At 59.8% G+C, this 15,251-nt stretch carries 16 protein-coding genes; 6 read left to right on the forward strand and 10 right to left on the reverse strand.

Translation table 11 applies throughout. The features are described from left to right. Positions 1-199: 199 nt before the first annotated feature. Positions 200-1,138, forward strand: coding sequence for a diguanylate cyclase (locus tag AB5Z02_RS00695; protein ID WP_368214959.1), 939 nt, complete (start codon positions 200-202; stop codon positions 1,136-1,138). A 92-nt stretch (positions 1,139-1,230) separates the two neighbouring features. On the opposite strand, the gene AB5Z02_RS00700 is transcribed toward AB5Z02_RS00695, so the two are convergent. Continuing rightward, entirely contained in the window at positions 1,231-2,139 is a 909-nt protein-coding gene (locus tag AB5Z02_RS00700) for a LysR family transcriptional regulator (RefSeq protein ID WP_368214960.1), read from the reverse strand. A gap of 116 nt (positions 2,140-2,255) precedes the next feature. Here AB5Z02_RS00700 and AB5Z02_RS00705 point away from each other — a divergent pair, with 116 nt between their 5' ends. Further along, positions 2,256-2,501 carry a hypothetical protein gene (locus AB5Z02_RS00705; RefSeq protein WP_005354070.1) on the forward strand — a complete coding sequence of 82 codons (246 nt, stop codon included), beginning with the start codon at positions 2,256-2,258 and terminating at the stop codon, positions 2,499-2,501. Positions 2,502-2,509: 8 nt separating this feature from the next. Then, complete coding sequence (locus tag AB5Z02_RS00710; protein WP_368214962.1) at positions 2,510-3,157, forward strand: HAD-IA family hydrolase; 648 nt, start codon at positions 2,510-2,512, stop codon at positions 3,155-3,157. A 114-nt stretch (positions 3,158-3,271) separates the two neighbouring features. Here the strand turns inward: AB5Z02_RS00710 and AB5Z02_RS00715 are convergent, their stop codons facing one another. After that, the gene (locus AB5Z02_RS00715; protein WP_005348028.1) at positions 3,272-3,874 is read right to left on the reverse strand and encodes a nitroreductase family protein; all 603 of its coding nucleotides are present in this window, start codon (positions 3,872-3,874) and stop codon (positions 3,272-3,274) included. A 248-nt stretch (positions 3,875-4,122) separates the two neighbouring features. On the opposite strand from AB5Z02_RS00715, the gene AB5Z02_RS00720 reads away from it, so the two are divergent. Next, positions 4,123-5,673 carry a diguanylate cyclase gene (locus AB5Z02_RS00720; protein WP_368214964.1) on the forward strand — a complete coding sequence of 517 codons (1,551 nt, stop codon included), beginning with the start codon at positions 4,123-4,125 and terminating at the stop codon, positions 5,671-5,673. A gap of 247 nt (positions 5,674-5,920) precedes the next feature. Further along, complete coding sequence (locus AB5Z02_RS00725; protein WP_368214966.1) at positions 5,921-6,403, forward strand: YMGG-like glycine zipper-containing protein; 483 nt, start codon at positions 5,921-5,923, stop codon at positions 6,401-6,403. 96 nt (positions 6,404-6,499) lie between these two features. On the opposite strand, the gene AB5Z02_RS00730 is transcribed toward AB5Z02_RS00725, so the two are convergent. From AB5Z02_RS00730 to AB5Z02_RS00750, 5 genes are all read right to left on the reverse strand, one after another. Continuing rightward, on the reverse strand, positions 6,500-7,456 hold the full coding sequence (locus tag AB5Z02_RS00730; RefSeq protein ID WP_368214968.1) for a D-2-hydroxyacid dehydrogenase: 957 nt from the start codon (positions 7,454-7,456) through the stop codon (positions 6,500-6,502). A 145-nt stretch (positions 7,457-7,601) separates the two neighbouring features. Continuing rightward, positions 7,602-8,366 carry a DUF3530 family protein gene (locus AB5Z02_RS00735; protein ID WP_368214969.1) on the reverse strand — a complete coding sequence of 255 codons (765 nt, stop codon included), beginning with the start codon at positions 8,364-8,366 and terminating at the stop codon, positions 7,602-7,604. A 134-nt stretch (positions 8,367-8,500) separates the two neighbouring features. After that, complete coding sequence (gene efp / locus AB5Z02_RS00740) at positions 8,501-9,067, reverse strand: elongation factor P (RefSeq protein WP_005335100.1); 567 nt, start codon at positions 9,065-9,067, stop codon at positions 8,501-8,503. 45 nt (positions 9,068-9,112) lie between these two features. Continuing rightward, positions 9,113-10,321 (reverse strand): elongation factor P maturation arginine rhamnosyltransferase EarP, encoded by a 1,209-nt coding sequence (gene earP / locus AB5Z02_RS00745; RefSeq protein ID WP_368214971.1) that lies wholly within the window; start codon positions 10,319-10,321, stop codon positions 9,113-9,115. Positions 10,322-10,417: 96 nt separating this feature from the next. Then, positions 10,418-11,461: a GMP reductase gene (locus AB5Z02_RS00750; RefSeq protein WP_005348017.1), complete on the reverse strand. Its 1,044-nt coding sequence runs from the start codon at positions 11,459-11,461 to the stop codon at positions 10,418-10,420. Between the two features lie 381 nt (positions 11,462-11,842). Between AB5Z02_RS00750 and AB5Z02_RS00755 the strand changes: the two genes are divergently transcribed. Then, positions 11,843-12,337: an ATP-dependent zinc protease gene (locus AB5Z02_RS00755; RefSeq protein WP_368214973.1), complete on the forward strand. Its 495-nt coding sequence runs from the start codon at positions 11,843-11,845 to the stop codon at positions 12,335-12,337. A gap of 37 nt (positions 12,338-12,374) precedes the next feature. Here AB5Z02_RS00755 and AB5Z02_RS00760 read toward each other — a convergent pair whose 3' ends face one another. From AB5Z02_RS00760 to AB5Z02_RS00770, 3 genes are all read right to left on the reverse strand, one after another. Then, positions 12,375-13,811, reverse strand: coding sequence for an ATP-binding protein (locus tag AB5Z02_RS00760; protein WP_368214975.1), 1,437 nt, complete (start codon positions 13,809-13,811; stop codon positions 12,375-12,377). Continuing rightward, positions 13,808-14,494, reverse strand: coding sequence for a response regulator (locus AB5Z02_RS00765; RefSeq protein ID WP_005335091.1), 687 nt, complete (start codon positions 14,492-14,494; stop codon positions 13,808-13,810). The genes AB5Z02_RS00760 and AB5Z02_RS00765 overlap by 4 nt, the downstream gene beginning before the upstream one ends. Positions 14,495-14,624: 130 nt before the next feature. Next, on the reverse strand, positions 14,625-15,191 hold the full coding sequence (locus tag AB5Z02_RS00770; protein WP_234704167.1) for a tetratricopeptide repeat protein: 567 nt from the start codon (positions 15,189-15,191) through the stop codon (positions 14,625-14,627). Positions 15,192-15,251 lie beyond the last annotated feature (60 nt).

Here is a 15,251-nt window from a genome sequence, read left to right on the forward strand (position 1 = left end):
ATGTGACTTATCAGATACATATGCTCATGATGTGCTCTTGTGATCCGGACCTGGGAAACTGGCCTGAAACCTTGCCGGATAGTGTTCGATGGTGAAATTTGGTCTCAGTTGGCTAAGTGGGAATGGGGTGCTTTACTCTATCTGCTGACTTTATTGTTAATAGATGGCGGTATGCCACTTTTGCCACAGGATGGCCATCATGGTGGATGATATACAGAGGCCGCGAAGTCACTTCTCCGAGCGGGCTCATTATCTGGCTGCGCTGCTGGATTCGCTGGAAGACCAGATATCGGTGATAGATCGGGATGGCGTGATCCATTACACCAATCTCGCCTGGGATCTGTTTGCCGAGCAAAACGGCATGCCCAAGGGATATAACTGGATTGGGGTCAATTACATGGGGGCTTGTGACGCTGAATCTGAGCCCTCTGGATTGGCTGCTGTGGAGGGGATCCTCCGGGTTATCCGTCATCAGCAGGAGAAGTTCTATCTGGAATACCCCTGCCACAGCCCCGACACCCAGCGTTGGTTTATGATGCGAGTCGCGCCGGTACCCGGGCTTGATGCCGAGTATTTTTCCATCGCCCATATCAATATCACCGAGCGCAAGCTGCTGGAGCTGGAAGTTGCCAGCCTCTCCCAACATGATCCCTTGACCGGACTGGCCAATCGGCGGCTGTTCAACAGCTTTTTGCATAACGAGTGGCGGCGCAGCATGCGTGAACATACCCCGCTCTCCCTCATCATGCTGGATCTGGATAACTTCAAGGCGTGCAATGACCATCTTGGTCATCAGATGGGGGATGGCTCCCTCCAGCTGGTGGGCCATCTTCTGCAATCCTTCTGCCAGCGTCCGGCGGATCTGCCCTGCCGTTTTGGTGGTGACGAGTTTGCCCTGATCCTCGGCAATACCGATCGAGATGCGGCCCAGCGGATTGGAGAGGAGATCCGCCAGGCCATCAACGATCTCGACATCGTGGTGGCAAATAATATTCAGCTTAGCGCCAGCATTGGCATTGCTACCTACACGGCAGAGCAACTGCTGGAGGGGGAAGGTGCGTTGCTGGCCGCGGCCGATGCGGCGCTTTATTGCGCCAAGGGGGCGGGTAAAAACCGTAGCCACTGCGCCAGCTGTTGAGCCGCATTGCCGCTTTTGTCCTGCATGCGCCCCCTTGATGGGGGCGCACTGTTTTGACGTGGCACGATGTTAGCTACCAGCGAGCGTTGGTTTCAGCGCTCGGGCGTGGCCGACACCGGCAGGGGATGGCTGGCGATCACCTGCCTGACGAAGTGATCCCTGATGGGGTCGGCAAAGTCCGGATTCCATACCATGCTGACCTCCCACTCGGAGCTGGGACCAGAGAGGGGATAGAGGGTGACATCGGGCCCTGCGATAAAGCTGACGCTGCGCGGCAGGATGGCGTTGCCTATGCCTGCCGCGACCAATGCCACCAGCGTCTGGATATCCTCGGCCTCCTGGACCATGCCGGTCAGCCGATTGGCGCCGAGAAAACCGGCGATCTGCTGGCTGAGCCCGGGGCAGCGGTGGCCCACCATCTGCAACAGGGGTTGACTGGTCAGTGCCTGCTGGACGTCGAATGCGGCCGGGTCTGGCTCGGTCATCCGTGTCGGCACCGCCAGCACCAGCCGGTCGATCAGCAGTTTGTGCTCCTGTAACTGCGGCATCTGAGGTCTGCGCATAAAGCCCAGCTGCAACTGGCCGGAGAGCAACTGCTCCTGCTGGATGGCGGAGGGCATATCCTGCAGATGGACCATCACGTCCGTGACCTGCTGTTTGAAGCGGGCCACCAGCGAGGGTGCAAGCGCGAAACTCGACAGACCGAAGCCAATCTTGAGCCGACCGGCTACCCCGCTCGCCACAGCCAGCGCATGGCTTTCGAACTCCCGACCGTGCTCGACCAGCGCACTCGCCTGAGTGAGCAGCTGGGCGCCGAGCGCCGTCAGCTCGGCGCCGTGGCGGCCCCGTTTGAACAGGGTGCAGCCCAGCGTCTGCTCCAGCCCCTGGATCTGCTTGGTGAGTGCCGGCTGGGTGATAAAGAGGCGGCTGGCCGCTTCCCGGTAGTTGGCGGTGTCGGCCAGCGTCACAAACGCCTGCAGTTGCCTCAAGTCGAATCTCATTCCAATTGGTTATCCAAAGTGGCGATTTATTGATTATAAATTATCTAATCGCCTTGTTCTAATGGCTCTGCAAGGGGGGAATCGCCCTCCTCTGAACCGGAATAAGGAGCCATATCATGTCCACTCAACGTTATCTTTTTTTGATCAAGGGCAAGCTGGTGCTGGCCCAGCCATTGGCGGCCCCGGAGACGGGGGAGCTGCTCGCCAGCCTGCTGCAACAGGGTTTTGTGGTCGGCCCCTTGCAAGTGTGGGCTGGCAGTGCCGAGCAGGCGCTGGCCTGTTATGAGCGTGCCGCCCAGCAGCAGGCCTTTGCCGATGCACTCTCTGGCTCTCTGCCCGAGCTGGCCGGGGTGTCTGTATGAGCGCTGGCATGAACACGCTCACCCTGTCGGTATCCGCCCTGTTGCTCGATATGGATGGCACTCTGGTCTGCTCGACCTGCGATGTGGAGAAGGTGTGGCGGCTCTGGTGCCAGTATCATCAGCTTGCCCCTGAGCCGGTACTGGCTCTATGCCACGGTATGCGCTCACGTGAGGTGATCCGGGCGCTGGCCCCGCAGCTGGATGTGGAGCGGGAGGCGGCGCGGCTCGACGAGCTGGAGATGCTGCATACCGGCGGCGACGCCATCGCAGGGGCTGGCGAGTTGCTGCGCCATTTGCCGCCAGAGCTTTGGGCCATCGTGACCTCCGCCAGTGAGCAGGTTGCCCGTCACCGCCTGAATTGTGCCGGTTTGCCGCTGCCGGCTGTGCTGGTGGGGGCCGAAGAGGTGGTCAATGGCAAGCCCGATCCCGAGCCCTATCTGCTGGGAGCCAAACGGCTTGGCGTGTCGCCCGATTGTTGTCTGGTGTTCGAGGATGCCCCGGCCGGTATCGAGAGTGCCCTGCGTGCAGGTTGCAGTGTGGTGCAGGTAGGGGGCGATGCGCCGCTCAATCCGGCGGTGGTGGCGGTGATCCGCGACTGGTGCGAGGTGAATATGGAGCCGGGGGAGACGTCCCTGTTGGTGACGCTGCCCGCCTGAGCGGTGGATAGAGCGCGTTACGACCGCAGATTGCGGTATGAACCATTGCCATCAACACTGTATGCCGCAATAAAAACGCCCCCGAGATGCGGGGGCGTTTTGCTTTCTCAACGGTTATTTGAAAACACGGAAACGGGTAGCGTCGTCGATAAAGGTCTTGTCACCGGCCGGTTGCTTGATGCTGCCAAAGGGCATCTGGGCACGCAGCAGCCAGCTGGCGGGCAGGTTCCACTCCTTGCGTACCGCCTCGTCGATCAGCGGGTTGTAGTGCTGCAGGGAGGCACCGACTTTCTCCTGTGCCAGCGTCGTCCAGACCGCAAACTGGGCGATGCCGGTGGCATGTTCCGACCAGATGGGGAAGTTGTCGGCATAGAGGGCGAATTTTTGCTGCAGATCCTTGATGACGTCGGTGTCTTCGAAGAACAGCACGGTACCGAAGCCTGCGCGGAAGCTGCCATCTACCTTGGCCTCACTCTGGGCGTAGGCTTCCGGCGGCACAATCTTTTTCAGCTCGGCTTTGACGATATCCCACAGCTTGTGGTGCTGGGCGCCAAACAGGATGACAGCACGGGAGCTCTGGGAGTTGAAGGAGGAGGGGCTGTGTCTGATGGCATCCTGGATCAGGGCCGTCAGCTGCTCCGGCGTATGGGACACCTGGTCGCCCAGGGCATAGATGGTACGACGTGCTTTGATCTGCTCGATAAACGGACTGCTCATAACATCTCCTTGTTCTGCTTGGCGTTGCAGCCGGTGATGGACGGTTTGTCCAGCGCCTGCCGAATCAGGTATAGACTATAACACCCGCGATGCAGAGCGGGGTTAACCGGGGGTAACTAGCGTTTTTCCTGTCAGTTGATATTCGTTTGCGAACCTTGACGTTTCGCTAATGTTGGAAATGTCATTTAAGGGGCGCGAAAGTGATATTAATCAACGATTCACTCTCCTTTCTCTCCCACAATCCTCGTATGTTTTCTTGGTTCGGATGTGATGTGAGCCGTTCGTATCTCAATAAACGCTACTATGTGCTGGTCCCCCTCTCTGCATTGATTGGTTTGATGATCCTGATAGTGACGATCATCATGGCTATTGCCAGCTATCTGAGGGATATCGACATGACGGTATCCGGTTTCGGCCACATGGCATCCTCCGTTGAAGCGTCCCTGATCCACGAGATGGTGAAGGTCAATGAGCGGCAACTGGCGGTGCTGGAGGCCTCGCTCGACAAGGAGAAGATCGCTCGCGGCGGGCTGGCCGACTCCCCCATCTGGGCCATTGCGCACAAGATCAAACCAGGCAACCACTACATCTACTTTTACAACCTGAACGCGGATCGTATCGACAGCTACCCGGACTGGCTACCGCCCCCCGGTTATCAGGCGGCGCTGCGACCCTGGTATCAGGTGACCACCATGCCGGGCGACGAGCTCGTCTGGTTTGGCCCCTACCCTGAATACAATACCAATGAACTGATACTCAGCCTGATTAAACGGGTGCGGGACGATCAGGGGCAACTGCTGGGGCTGCTGATGGTCGACATGTCATTCGACTCGCTGCAGCAGGCGCTACAGCGGACAGTTGGCGGCAATCAGGCCGCACTCTATCTTACCTTGCGCGACAGCGGCCAGCTGGTGGTGGGCAGCAATATGGATCTGCTGGCAGATTACCCCATCGAGCAGCATCAGGGCCAGCAGTGGCTCGGTCTGGATGTGTTGTGTCATGGCACTTTCCTGAAGCGCGAGCTGGCGGACATTGGCTGGGATCTCAATATCTATCTGCCGCCCGTGCTGTTTCGCAACAGCCTCTATGAGGCGCTGCAGATGGTGGTTTTGCCATTGATCTCCCTGTTTGCCATCTGGTGTTGCACACTGAGTCTGCTGGTGCGGATCTTCCGCCAGGAGCAGGCGCTGGTGTCGGGTTCACTGACCGGTATCGTGCGCAATCTGGAGAGTTCTCCCCCCATCACCAAGGCCAATACCTGGTTTGTGCGACGCAGCCTGAACGAGATCGATCAGGTCAGGGCCAGCTTCCTCAAGGGGCAAGATGCGCTGTTGCGGGACCCTCTGACCGGTATCATGAACCGGCGAGCCTTCGAGCAGCACAAGAGCGCGCTGGAGCTGAGGGGGGAGCGCTTCTGGCTGCTGCTGTTTGATATTGATCACTTCAAAGGACTCAATGACAGTCGGGGTCATGCCTTCGGCGATCAGGTGCTGTGTCGGGTGGCCAACTGTCTTGCTGATGTGCTGGGGGTGAGCAGGGTTTACCGGATTGGTGGCGATGAGTTTGCCTCTCTGCTGCAACAGCCACAGGATGAGCTGGCGGAGAAGCTCAATTGTCTGCTTGACGTGGTGCGACATCAACAGTGGCGTGAGCACAAGGGGCAGGTCACCTTGAGTATCGGCGGCGCCTGCCATTCACCCCTTGCCGACCCCATCTTCGAGCGTGCTGATGCAGCCCTTTATCGTAGCAAGGAGGCTGGCCGGGACTGCTGGCATTTGGCGGATGAGGCTGCTGACTGACAGCTTTTGTCCCAGCGCGGCGGGTCTGTGCCGGGACACGACAACCAGATTGTGGGGCGCCCAGCCGTAATAGTGTGGCTTTTTGGTGATTTTAATCTTTAAATTCAATCGCTTGATTTTACTCTTCCATTCTGGGCGGTGGCCGTGCGGCCATTGACTGTCGCATCCCTCATTTCTGCTGGCTGGCGAACCCCGTGGCACTTTGTATAGTGCCGCTGAATATTAATCAGGTTTGACAGGAGTACCCATGGAGATGAATTCGCGTGCTCTTCGCGCACTGGCATTGCTGGGTGCCTTGCTGGCTGGCAGCGCGACCGTGCATGCTTCCGAGACCCTCAATACCATTTTGGGTGGCGGCGCAGGTGGTGTGGCGGGCACCATGATCGGCAAGGAGCTGGGTGGCGATACCGGTGCGCTGGTGGGAGCGGCGTTAGGCGGTGCTGCTGGTGGGGCAGCGACGGCCAACAAGGGCAACAAGAATGAAGCGGCCCTTGGCGGCGCTGTGGGGGCGCTGGGCGGTGCCGCCATCGGCAAGAGTGTCGGTGGTGAAAACGGTCAGCTGATCGGCGCCGGGGTCGGCGGGGCGAGCGGTTCGGCCATCGGTGCCAAGACCGGCGATGGCCACAAGAGCCAGGATCGCTATTACGATGATGACGACGATCATCACCATCACAAGCACCACAAGAAGTACAAAAAGCATAAGAAGCACAGATGGCATGACGACGATTGATGCGTGTGCAGTGAGTGCGGAAGATGCAAAACGGGGCCTGTTGGTCCCGTTTTGCATGGTGTGGTCACTCGATTTTGCGGTGACTCGCTCGTGCGGTTACACCAGCCGGTGCTGGCGGCGACCGGCGGCAAAGGCGTTGATGTTGTCGATAAGCTGGTCGGCCAGTCGCTGCATCGACTCCTCGCTGGCCCAGGCCACATGGGGGGTCAGAATGAAGTGGGGGTATTGCAGCGCCTTCATCAAGGTATGGTCGGGGGGCGGGGGTTCGACGCTCGCCACATCGAAACCGGCGCCACCGAGGCGGCCGTTGGCCAGCGCTTGCAGCAGCGCCTCCTCATCCACCAGACCGCCACGGCCGACGTTGATCAGCAGGGCGCCCGGTTTCATCAGATCCAGCTCCCGCTCGCCAATGAGGTTGCGGGTGTAGGGGGTGAGCGGGCAGTGCAGGCTGATGACGTCCGAGCTTTGCAGCAACTCGTCGAGGGGCAAGCGGTCCTCGTCGTGACTGGCGCCGATCTGGCTCTGGGCGTAACGCACTGTCATCCCCATCCCTTTGGCCCGCTCGCCGAGCGCCTGTCCGAGCGTTCCTTTGCCGATGATGCCAAGCTGCTTGCCGTGCAGATCCATGATGTTGTGGTCGAAGAAGCAGAACTGGCCGCTCTGTTGCCAGCGCCCCTCCAGCAGCGACTGGCGCCAGCAGAAGAGGTTGCGCGACAGGGCCAGCATCAGCGCCATGGCGTGCTCCGGCACCGAGGGACCCGAGTAATTGCGGATATTGCACACCCCGACGTTGGCGGCGCGGCACGCTTCCAGATCCACGTTGTCGCTGCCGGTTGCGGCCAGGGCGATGAGTTTGAGCTCTGGCAGCAGGGCCAGTTCGGCGGCGCCGATCCGTACCTTGTTGATGATAGCGATGCTGGCATCTTTGAGCCGTTCCACCACCTGTTCCGGGGTAGTACTTGGATAGCTCTGCCAGTGGTGGGGGAAGTCGGGGTGATGCAGGGTGATGCCCGCATCCAGGGTATCGCTGTCGAGAAACACAATCTGCTGCATGGGCCTTCCTGCCATTGTTCAGGTTCGAGAGGCCATGATGCCAAAGAGGATGCGGTCAGGGCCAGATCGTCGCCGTGGCAGGGTTGGGCTTTATCCGGCAGATGTGAGCTGGCGCGCGCTTTATTGCGCCACGGTGGCGGCTGATTTAGAGCCAGCCCAGATGGTTGAGCCAGCCCTGAATGCGGGTGGGGGTCTCCTCCAGCTCCATCAGGGCGTAGGGGCGATAGTTGAGCTTGTGGCTGCGCCGGCTCTCGCTTTTGCGGGCCTCGGCGGCCAGCAGGGGCCACCGACCGCCATCCTCCTGATAGAGGTCCAGGGTGGGGATGGCCGCCTGAGCCACCTGTTTGGCCAGGGTCTGGTTGCTCTGCTGGTTGGGGAAAAAACCATCGAGCAGCACCAGTGCATCGGGGGCTGGCAACTGTTCGCTAGCAATGAGGTTGGTGGTCCAGGCAGCGCCTGTGCCTTGCGCCAGGATCAGCTTGAAGCCCCCCTCCTGCAGCTTGGCGTCCGCCAGCTTGCTGATCCGCTCGGCAAACTGTTTGCGAAATGTATCGCTGTTTTTCGCTTTTTTCTCGGCGGCTGGGTCCAGTTCGGTCTGCTGGGGGGAGGGGAGTAGCAGCAGGGTATCAAAGCCCAGTCGACCGAGGGCGCGAGTCAGTTGCCAGAGCTGGCCGCTGCGCTGCCAGTCGGGCAGTAAAATGGCGAGCCCCAGATAGTTTTCACTGTCGTGTTTGGCAAACAGCACCGTCTGCTTATCGATCTGGGTGGCATCGGGCAACCCTTTCCAGTCGCTCGCTTGCCAGTGGTCGAGGGGCATAGGTTCGGCAACGGGGGGCGCAACCTCGCTCGCCTCTGCCCCATGGCCAGCCAGCAAGGTCAATAACAGCAGTGATAAGGATAATCTGGCCATAGTGTGCTCCCCCGGTTATCTGGGTTAGCGGCGGCGGCGGGATTTTCTGAAGGCGGGCGATGTGATGGCAACTCGGAGGCAATAAAAAAGCGAGCCGGTGGCTCGCTTTTTTGCAATCAATTCAAAGCGGTCAATTAGTTGACGCGACGCTTGAATTCGCCGGTGCGGGTATCGATTTCGATCTTGTCACCGATCTCTACGAAAGCGGCAACAGCCAGCTCGTAGGTAGTGCCTTTCAGACGGGCAGGCTTGGTCACTTTGCCGGAGGTGTCGCCACGGGCAGCCGGTTCGGTGTACTCAACTTCGCGCACGATGGTGGTCGGCAGTTCTACGGAGATGGCTTTCTCGTTGTAGAAAGTCACTTCACACAGATCTTCCATGCCGTCTACCAGGTAGTTCAGCACGTCACCCAGGTTGTCTTTCTCTACGTCGTACTGGTTGTACTCGGTGTCCATAAAGACATACAGGGGGTCGGAGAAGTAGGAGTAGGTGCACTCTTTACGCTCCAGCTGAACAACGTCCAGCTTGTCGTCGGCCTTGAAGACAGTCTCGGTGGCGCTGCCGTTCAGCAGGCCTTTCAGCTTCATTTTGACCACGGCGGAGTTACGGCCGGATTTGTTGAATTCAGCCTTCTGGACCACCATCGGCTCGGTGCCGATCATGACTACGTTACCAGCGCGGATTTCCTGAGCGGTTTTCATGTAAAAAATTCCTGTTCGTGAAACGGACGGATAAAAACTGCCAGATTATATACGGCTTTCCAGAAATTTCACCAACCTCGTGACGAGATCCCCATCCCGGAGCAACTTCTGTGACCAGCTTCGCCCATGTTGCTGCCAAATGGCGCTATATCGGGGCCATTGGGCCCAAAGTTCGCCGCAATCTTCGCCACGGTTGAGAGCCAGATTGAAGCGGCGCAGCCATTGGCCGCACTCGGCGGGTAGATCGGATAAGTAGTGGTCAAGGAACTGCTCCAGCTTGACCAGATGGGCCTCCTCCTCCTGTTGGTAGATGTGCCAGAGGAAAGGACGAGCCGCCCACTGGGCCCGTACGAAGGAGTCCTCCCCACGCACCAGATTGAGATCGCAGGTCCACAGCAGTCGATCGTAGCCAGCCTGATCGGTCATCGGCAGCAGCTTGATGGTGAGGTTGCCCGAGTGGAGCAGATCCCCCGCTTTGGCTGCAGGGATGGCATCAGTCAGACCGGCACCGGTGAGCACATCGTTGAGAGAGCGCCCCAGCGGCAGCAGCAGGGTGACGGGCGTGGCGCTCTGGCACCAGCTCTCGACCAGACTCTTCAGCGCATTGCTCTCGTAGGTAAAGAGACTGACCCGCAGCTCGTTCTCTTGTTTTGGTGGCAAACCGAGACTGGCCCAGTAGGCTGCCAGTCCCGCATCATCTTGCTGCCACAGCTCCCGTTCGGCGATCAGGTCGTGCTCGCACAAAAGGCCGCCGGTTTTAGCGGTAAAGCCCGGGAAGAAGAAGTATTTGTTGAGGCTTTTATTGCCAACACGCTGGGGCGAGGCTAGGCCGTGGCAATCCTCGACCCAGCTCTCTGCCGAGAGGTACTCCAGATTGATCCAGCAGGGGGGCTTGGGTTGGCTCGCCATCAGTTCGGCCATTTGTGCAATGAAGGGGGCGGGCAGTTCGCAGGCAAAGGCCTCGATCACCACCCTGGCCGGAGTCATGTCGGTCGGCAGGGTCTCATGCCAGTGCTGGATATAGATGCCATCGACCCACTGACCATCCTGCTCCGGGTCGAGCCCGGGACAGATGCGGGCGAAACTTGCCAGATCGTCCACCCAGAGCCGCACCTGAACCGCATCGCCATGTGCCGTTATATTCTCCTCCCGCTTTAGCTGGCGGGCGAGTCGCCAGGTGACACCGATGTCGCCGAAGTTGTCGACGACGCAACAGAAGATATCCCAGTCAAACGGGGGCAGGGGAGTGGTCATGGCTCGGGATCCCAGATGCAAAAAAACCGGTGCGCAGGGTAGCACACCGGTTGACTGGCTTCTAACCGTCAGCGCGTGACGGAGGTCTGTGGCAGGTTACTCCTTGCCGTAGACGTTGTTCTCTTGCTCACGCACCCGGATGAAGGTGGTGCGTTTGGTCAACTCTTTCAGCTGGCTGGCGCCCACGTAGGTACAGGTGGAGCGCACGCCGCCCAGAATGTCGCGCACGGCATTCTCGACCGGGCCGCGGTATGGCAGCAGAACGGTTTTACCCTCGGAGGCGCGGTATTCGGCGACGCCACCAGCGTGCTTGTCCATGGCGCTGGAGGAGCTCATGCCGTAGAACTTCATGAAGGGCTCACCGTCTACATCGACGATCTCGCCACCGCACTCCTCGTGGGCTGCCAGCATGCCACCCAGCATGACGAAGTCGGCGCCACCGCCGAAGGCTTTGGCGACGTCGCCAGGGCAAGTGCAGCCGCCGTCACCGACGATCTGGCCGCCGAGGCCGTGGGCCGCATCGGCACACTCGATGATGGCGGAGAGTTGCGGATAACCGACACCGGTCTTGACGCGAGTGGTGCAGACCGAGCCCGGGCCGATGCCGACTTTGACGATGTCGGCGCCGGAGAGGATCAGCTCTTCGACCATCTCGCCGGTCACCACGTTGCCCGCCAGAATGACGTGGTTGGGGCAGGCTTCACGAATCTTGCGTACAAACTCGACGAAGTGTTCGGAGTAGCCGTTGGCCACGTCGACACAGATGAAGCGCAGCGCTTCGGACATGGCAAGGATCTGGCGGGTCTTGGCGAAATCTTCAGCCGAGGTGCCGGTGGAGACCATCACATGGCCCAGCAGCGCCGGGTCGGTCTCGTTGACGAAAGCTTGCCACTGCTCAAGGCTGTAGTGCTTGTGTACCGCGGTCATCATCTCGAAACCGGCCAGCGTGCGCGCCATGGCAAAGCTGCCGACGGTATCCATGTTGGCGGCGATGACGGGTACGCCTTGCCATTGGGTCTGAGTGTGTTTGAAGGTGAACTGACGGGTCAGGCTTACTTGGGAACGGCTCTTGAGAGTAGAGCGCTTGGGGCGGAACAGGACATCCTTGAAACCGAGCTTCAAGTCTTCTTCGATACGCATTACAAATTCCTTATTGAGCCTTGTTGAAAGTCACTTTTGCAGTGGCAAATTTTCGGCAGGCGCAAAAAAACCGGTGGTTTTCAGGCCCTCCGGTTTACAACAGTGTAGGCAAAAATCCCTTCAGAACAAGACTGATAATTTGTAAATCCTTGTGGTAGCCTTTGGCGTCACAACCTGAGGTTAACCACCAGTTTCATCCAGCACCGTTCGGTGCCTTGCTCTCCTTCGATATTCCCGCTCGCTTGGGCCGCCGTTCGGCCACTCTTTGTCGTCTCTCTCCTGACCTGCCAGATATTATCCAAGTAGCTGAAATAAATCGGATTGACCCACAATAGGACTGTGGTAGATCTGGGCGCAGGATTGACAAGGCGGGGCAGTAAAATGGGCAAGATGATGGTGGGGATCACCCTGATGCTGGCACTGTGTGGCAGTGTGCTGGCAGAGACCCCGACCAGCTATGGCTGGATCGAGAAGGGACTTATTTTGCCCACCGGCGTGGCGGTGAAGATGAAACTCGACACCGGGGCGCTCACCTCTTCCCTCGATGCTCGCGCCATCACCAGATTCAAAAGGGATGGCAAGCGCTGGGTGCGCTTCATGCTGGTGGTAACTGATGCCGACAGCGGCAAACTGGTCAAACAACAGTTCGAACGGAGGGTCGAGCGCAGCGTGACGGTGCGCGGTGCGGGCGGTATGGCGCAGCGGCCAACGGTGACCATGTCCATCTGTCTGGGGAACAAGGTGTATGAGGAGTGGTTCACCCTGCGGGATCGCAGCAAGATGATCTATCCGGTGCTGCTGGGCCGACGTCTGCTGGCGGAGCTGGGCCCGGTGGATTCCAGTCGAACCTTTACCGTGCAACCAGATTGTGATTGAAAGTAAAGAGCCCGCTCGCGGGCTCTTTACTTATCGCTTATCTTGCCGGCGGGAGCGGGAGTAACACGCTCACCTCCAGCCCCTCTTCCGGTCGGTTGTGGACATCGAGATCGGCGCCGTGCAGTTGGGCGATGCGCGAGACGATGGCCATGCCGAGCCCCACGCCATCCCCCTGCTGGGGATTGACCCGAAAGAAGCGTTCATACAGCCGGGGCAAGGCGCTGGCGGGAATGCCGGGGCCATTGTCGCTCACATCCACCCTCACCCGGTTGCCCTCTCGCTGAACCCGCACCCTGATCTCGCCCTCCGGCTGGGTGTAGCGCAGCGCATTGTCGATGAGATTACTGAACAGCAGTTCGAGCAGGGTGGCCTGCCCCATCACCAGCAGCGGCAATTCACACTCCAGCGACAGCTGCTGCTCCTTCTTGAGGGCAATGGGAGCCAGGGTCGCCAGGGTGCCTTGCAGCAGGTGGCCCACCTCCAGTTCGGTCAATACCAGTCCCTGTTGATTGTCGATACGGGCCTGGGTCAGCAGCTGGCGGATCAGCCGATCGCTGCGATCGAGGGCCTGCAGCATCTTGTGCAGGGATTGCTGGCGGCTCACTTCATCTTCGGCCGCAAGGGCATTTTCACTGTGGATCCGCAGTACCGCCAGCGGGGTGCGCAGCTCGTGGGCCGCCTCGTTGGTGAACTGCTTCTCCCGCTCTATGGTCTCCGCCAGCGCCTGCATTAGCCGGTTGATCTCGTTGGTGAGGGGGGTCAGTTCCTGAGCGCTTATCTTGAGGCTGAGCGGGCTCAGGTTGGCGGGGTGACGTTCGCTGATGGCCTGGGCCAGCTGACGCAAGGGGGCCAGCCCGCGAGTGATGAGCCACCAGAGCAGGGCCAGCAGAAAGGGCAGGGTGATCAGCAGCGGCAGCATGGTGAGGGTGGCCATCTTGCTGGCCAGTTCGCTGCGCTCGTCGTCCCGCTCTGCCACCACCAGCCAGGTCTGCTCCTGCTGGTTGTAGAGGGTGAAGGTGCGCCACTGGTGATTATCTTTTTCGACCGTGTCGAAGCCGATGGCCAGGGTGACCAGCGGCTGATCCGGGGCGCTGGGGGCGCGCAGCAGCAAGCCGCCCTTTTCATCGAGCAGCTGGAAGTAGAGATTGCGCTCGAACTCGTGGCCGTAGGGGGTGATCTCCCGATCCTCGCCGGTCAGGTTGAGGCTGGGGTCTTTTTGCCACTCATCGGGGTTCTGCGCCTCCCACTCCTGATAGACGGTGCCATTGGCGGGCAACTGCCCCTGCTGGGCCATATAGCGGGCCAGCAGCTGGTTGGTGATGCGCGCAGACTGGGCGAGGCGGGCATCAAACAGCTCCTCCATTTCGTGGCTCGCCTCCATGTAGCCGATAAAGGCGCTGATGGTGAGACTCAGGCTCACCAGCGTCAGGATACCGGTGAGCAGAAAGCGGCGAATGGAGCGGGGACGTTTCATCGTGCGGGTGTCCGGCTTGGCTGTTCGAGCTGGGGAATGATGTAACCAACACCGCGAATATTGCGGATGAGGTCGCTGTAGAACTTCTTGCGCAGATGGTGGATATGCACCTCTACCGCGTTGCTCTCGGCGCCTTCATCCCAGCCGTAGAGGCTCTGTTGCAGCTGATCCTTGCTCAGCACCCGGCCGCTCTGGCTGATCAGCTCCTGCAGCAACTTGTATTCATGGGGGGTGAGTTTGACCGCCTCGCCCTGATAGGTGACCTGCTGGGATTCTGGATAGATAAGGATATCGCCATACTCCAGTACCGCCTGAGCCTGCCCCTTGCTGCGGCGAACCAGGGCGCGCAGACGGGCGTTGAGCTCCTGCAGGGCGAAGGGCTTGACCATGTAGTCGTCGGAGCCGGCATCGAGGCCAACCACCCGATCGTCCAGCGCATCGCGGGCGGTGAGGATCAGCACCGGCAGCTGGTGTCCTTCACGCCGCAACTTGCGCAGCAGGCTGAGGCCATCGATGTCTGGCAGGTTGAGATCGAGGATCAGGGCGGCGAACTCGTCGCTCTTGAGGGCTGCCAGAGCGGGCAACCCCTGTTGCAGCCAGTCCACCGTGTAGCCGCTATGGCGCAGTGCATCCTGCATACCATCCCCCAGCATCACATCATCTTCTACCAGCAGGATCCGCATTCTTTTCTCCCTGTTTGTTGGGTGTGGCGATCTGGCTCAGCGCCAGGGCGTGCCGTGGCATAAACAACCCTGCCCACCAGTATGCAAGCTGGTGGGCAGAGTTTAAATAGTTCTTTGATCCATCAGGGTTTTATAGCTTGGCCAGCCGATCGCGGATCTCCATTCTGCGCCCTTCGTCGGCCACTTCGCGACCTGGGCGGGCCGGGGCGGCCAGCGCCTTGTCGAGGTAGGTTTTGGCCTCGGCCTTGCGACCCTGATCCAGCAGGAAGTCGCCATAGAAGAAGTTGGGGTCGATGCCATCGGGATTGATGGCCAGCGCCTGCTTGAGCAGTTGCTCTGCCTTTTCGTCATCGCCAAAGCCGACCGGCCAGCCGGGCACCTGATAGTAGAGGGAGCCCAGACTGGTGTAGGCGGAGCCGTCCAGCGCCTTGGGATCCTGTTTGAGTGCCAGCTCCAGCTTGGCTTTGGCCTCTTTCACCAGACCCAGTGCCCCCAGCCCCCCTTTGGCCCCCGCCCAGGTGCTCTTGACGATGGCAGACCAGATCAGCAGATCGGCGCGAAAAGGCTCCTTGGCGCTGGCCGCTTCGGCCTGGGTGCTCAGGGTTTCGAGGCAGCTCTCTTTCGCCTTGCCGGTCTGTTGATACTGGCAGACGGCCCACTGTTGCTGGATGGGGACGAGGGCATCACCCGCGGCCATGACCGAGGTGGACCCCAGCAGGATGGCGATGGCACAAGAGGTCACTGATTGACGGAAAAA

This window comes from Aeromonas sp. R2-3, from assembly GCF_040908375.1.
Lineage (GTDB): Bacteria > Pseudomonadota > Gammaproteobacteria > Enterobacterales > Aeromonadaceae > Aeromonas > Aeromonas veronii.

Coding starts and splice junctions, on each gene's coding strand:
- earP (WP_368214971.1), bottom strand. CDS start 10,321: ATGACCACTCCCCTGCCCCCGTTTGACTGGGATATCTTCTGTTGCGTC.
- AB5Z02_RS00770 (WP_234704167.1), bottom strand. CDS start 15,191: ATGGCCGCGGGTGATGCCCTCGTCCCCATCCAGCAACAGTGGGCCGTC.
- AB5Z02_RS00710 (WP_368214962.1), top strand. CDS start 2,510: ATGAACACGCTCACCCTGTCGGTATCCGCCCTGTTGCTCGATATGGAT.
- AB5Z02_RS00705 (WP_005354070.1), top strand. CDS start 2,256: ATGTCCACTCAACGTTATCTTTTTTTGATCAAGGGCAAGCTGGTGCTG.
- AB5Z02_RS00700 (WP_368214960.1), bottom strand. CDS start 2,139: ATGAGATTCGACTTGAGGCAACTGCAGGCGTTTGTGACGCTGGCCGAC.
- AB5Z02_RS00715 (WP_005348028.1), bottom strand. CDS start 3,874: ATGAGCAGTCCGTTTATCGAGCAGATCAAAGCACGTCGTACCATCTAT.
- AB5Z02_RS00760 (WP_368214975.1), bottom strand. CDS start 13,811: ATGAAACGTCCCCGCTCCATTCGCCGCTTTCTGCTCACCGGTATCCTG.
- efp (WP_005335100.1), bottom strand. CDS start 9,067: ATGAAAACCGCTCAGGAAATCCGCGCTGGTAACGTAGTCATGATCGGC.
- AB5Z02_RS00725 (WP_368214966.1), top strand. CDS start 5,921: ATGGAGATGAATTCGCGTGCTCTTCGCGCACTGGCATTGCTGGGTGCC.
- AB5Z02_RS00720 (WP_368214964.1), top strand. CDS start 4,123: ATGTTTTCTTGGTTCGGATGTGATGTGAGCCGTTCGTATCTCAATAAA.
- AB5Z02_RS00695 (WP_368214959.1), top strand. CDS start 200: ATGGTGGATGATATACAGAGGCCGCGAAGTCACTTCTCCGAGCGGGCT.
- AB5Z02_RS00735 (WP_368214969.1), bottom strand. CDS start 8,366: ATGGCCAGATTATCCTTATCACTGCTGTTATTGACCTTGCTGGCTGGC.
- AB5Z02_RS00765 (WP_005335091.1), bottom strand. CDS start 14,494: ATGCGGATCCTGCTGGTAGAAGATGATGTGATGCTGGGGGATGGTATG.
- AB5Z02_RS00755 (WP_368214973.1), top strand. CDS start 11,843: ATGGGCAAGATGATGGTGGGGATCACCCTGATGCTGGCACTGTGTGGC.
- AB5Z02_RS00750 (WP_005348017.1), bottom strand. CDS start 11,461: ATGCGTATCGAAGAAGACTTGAAGCTCGGTTTCAAGGATGTCCTGTTC.
- AB5Z02_RS00730 (WP_368214968.1), bottom strand. CDS start 7,456: ATGCAGCAGATTGTGTTTCTCGACAGCGATACCCTGGATGCGGGCATC.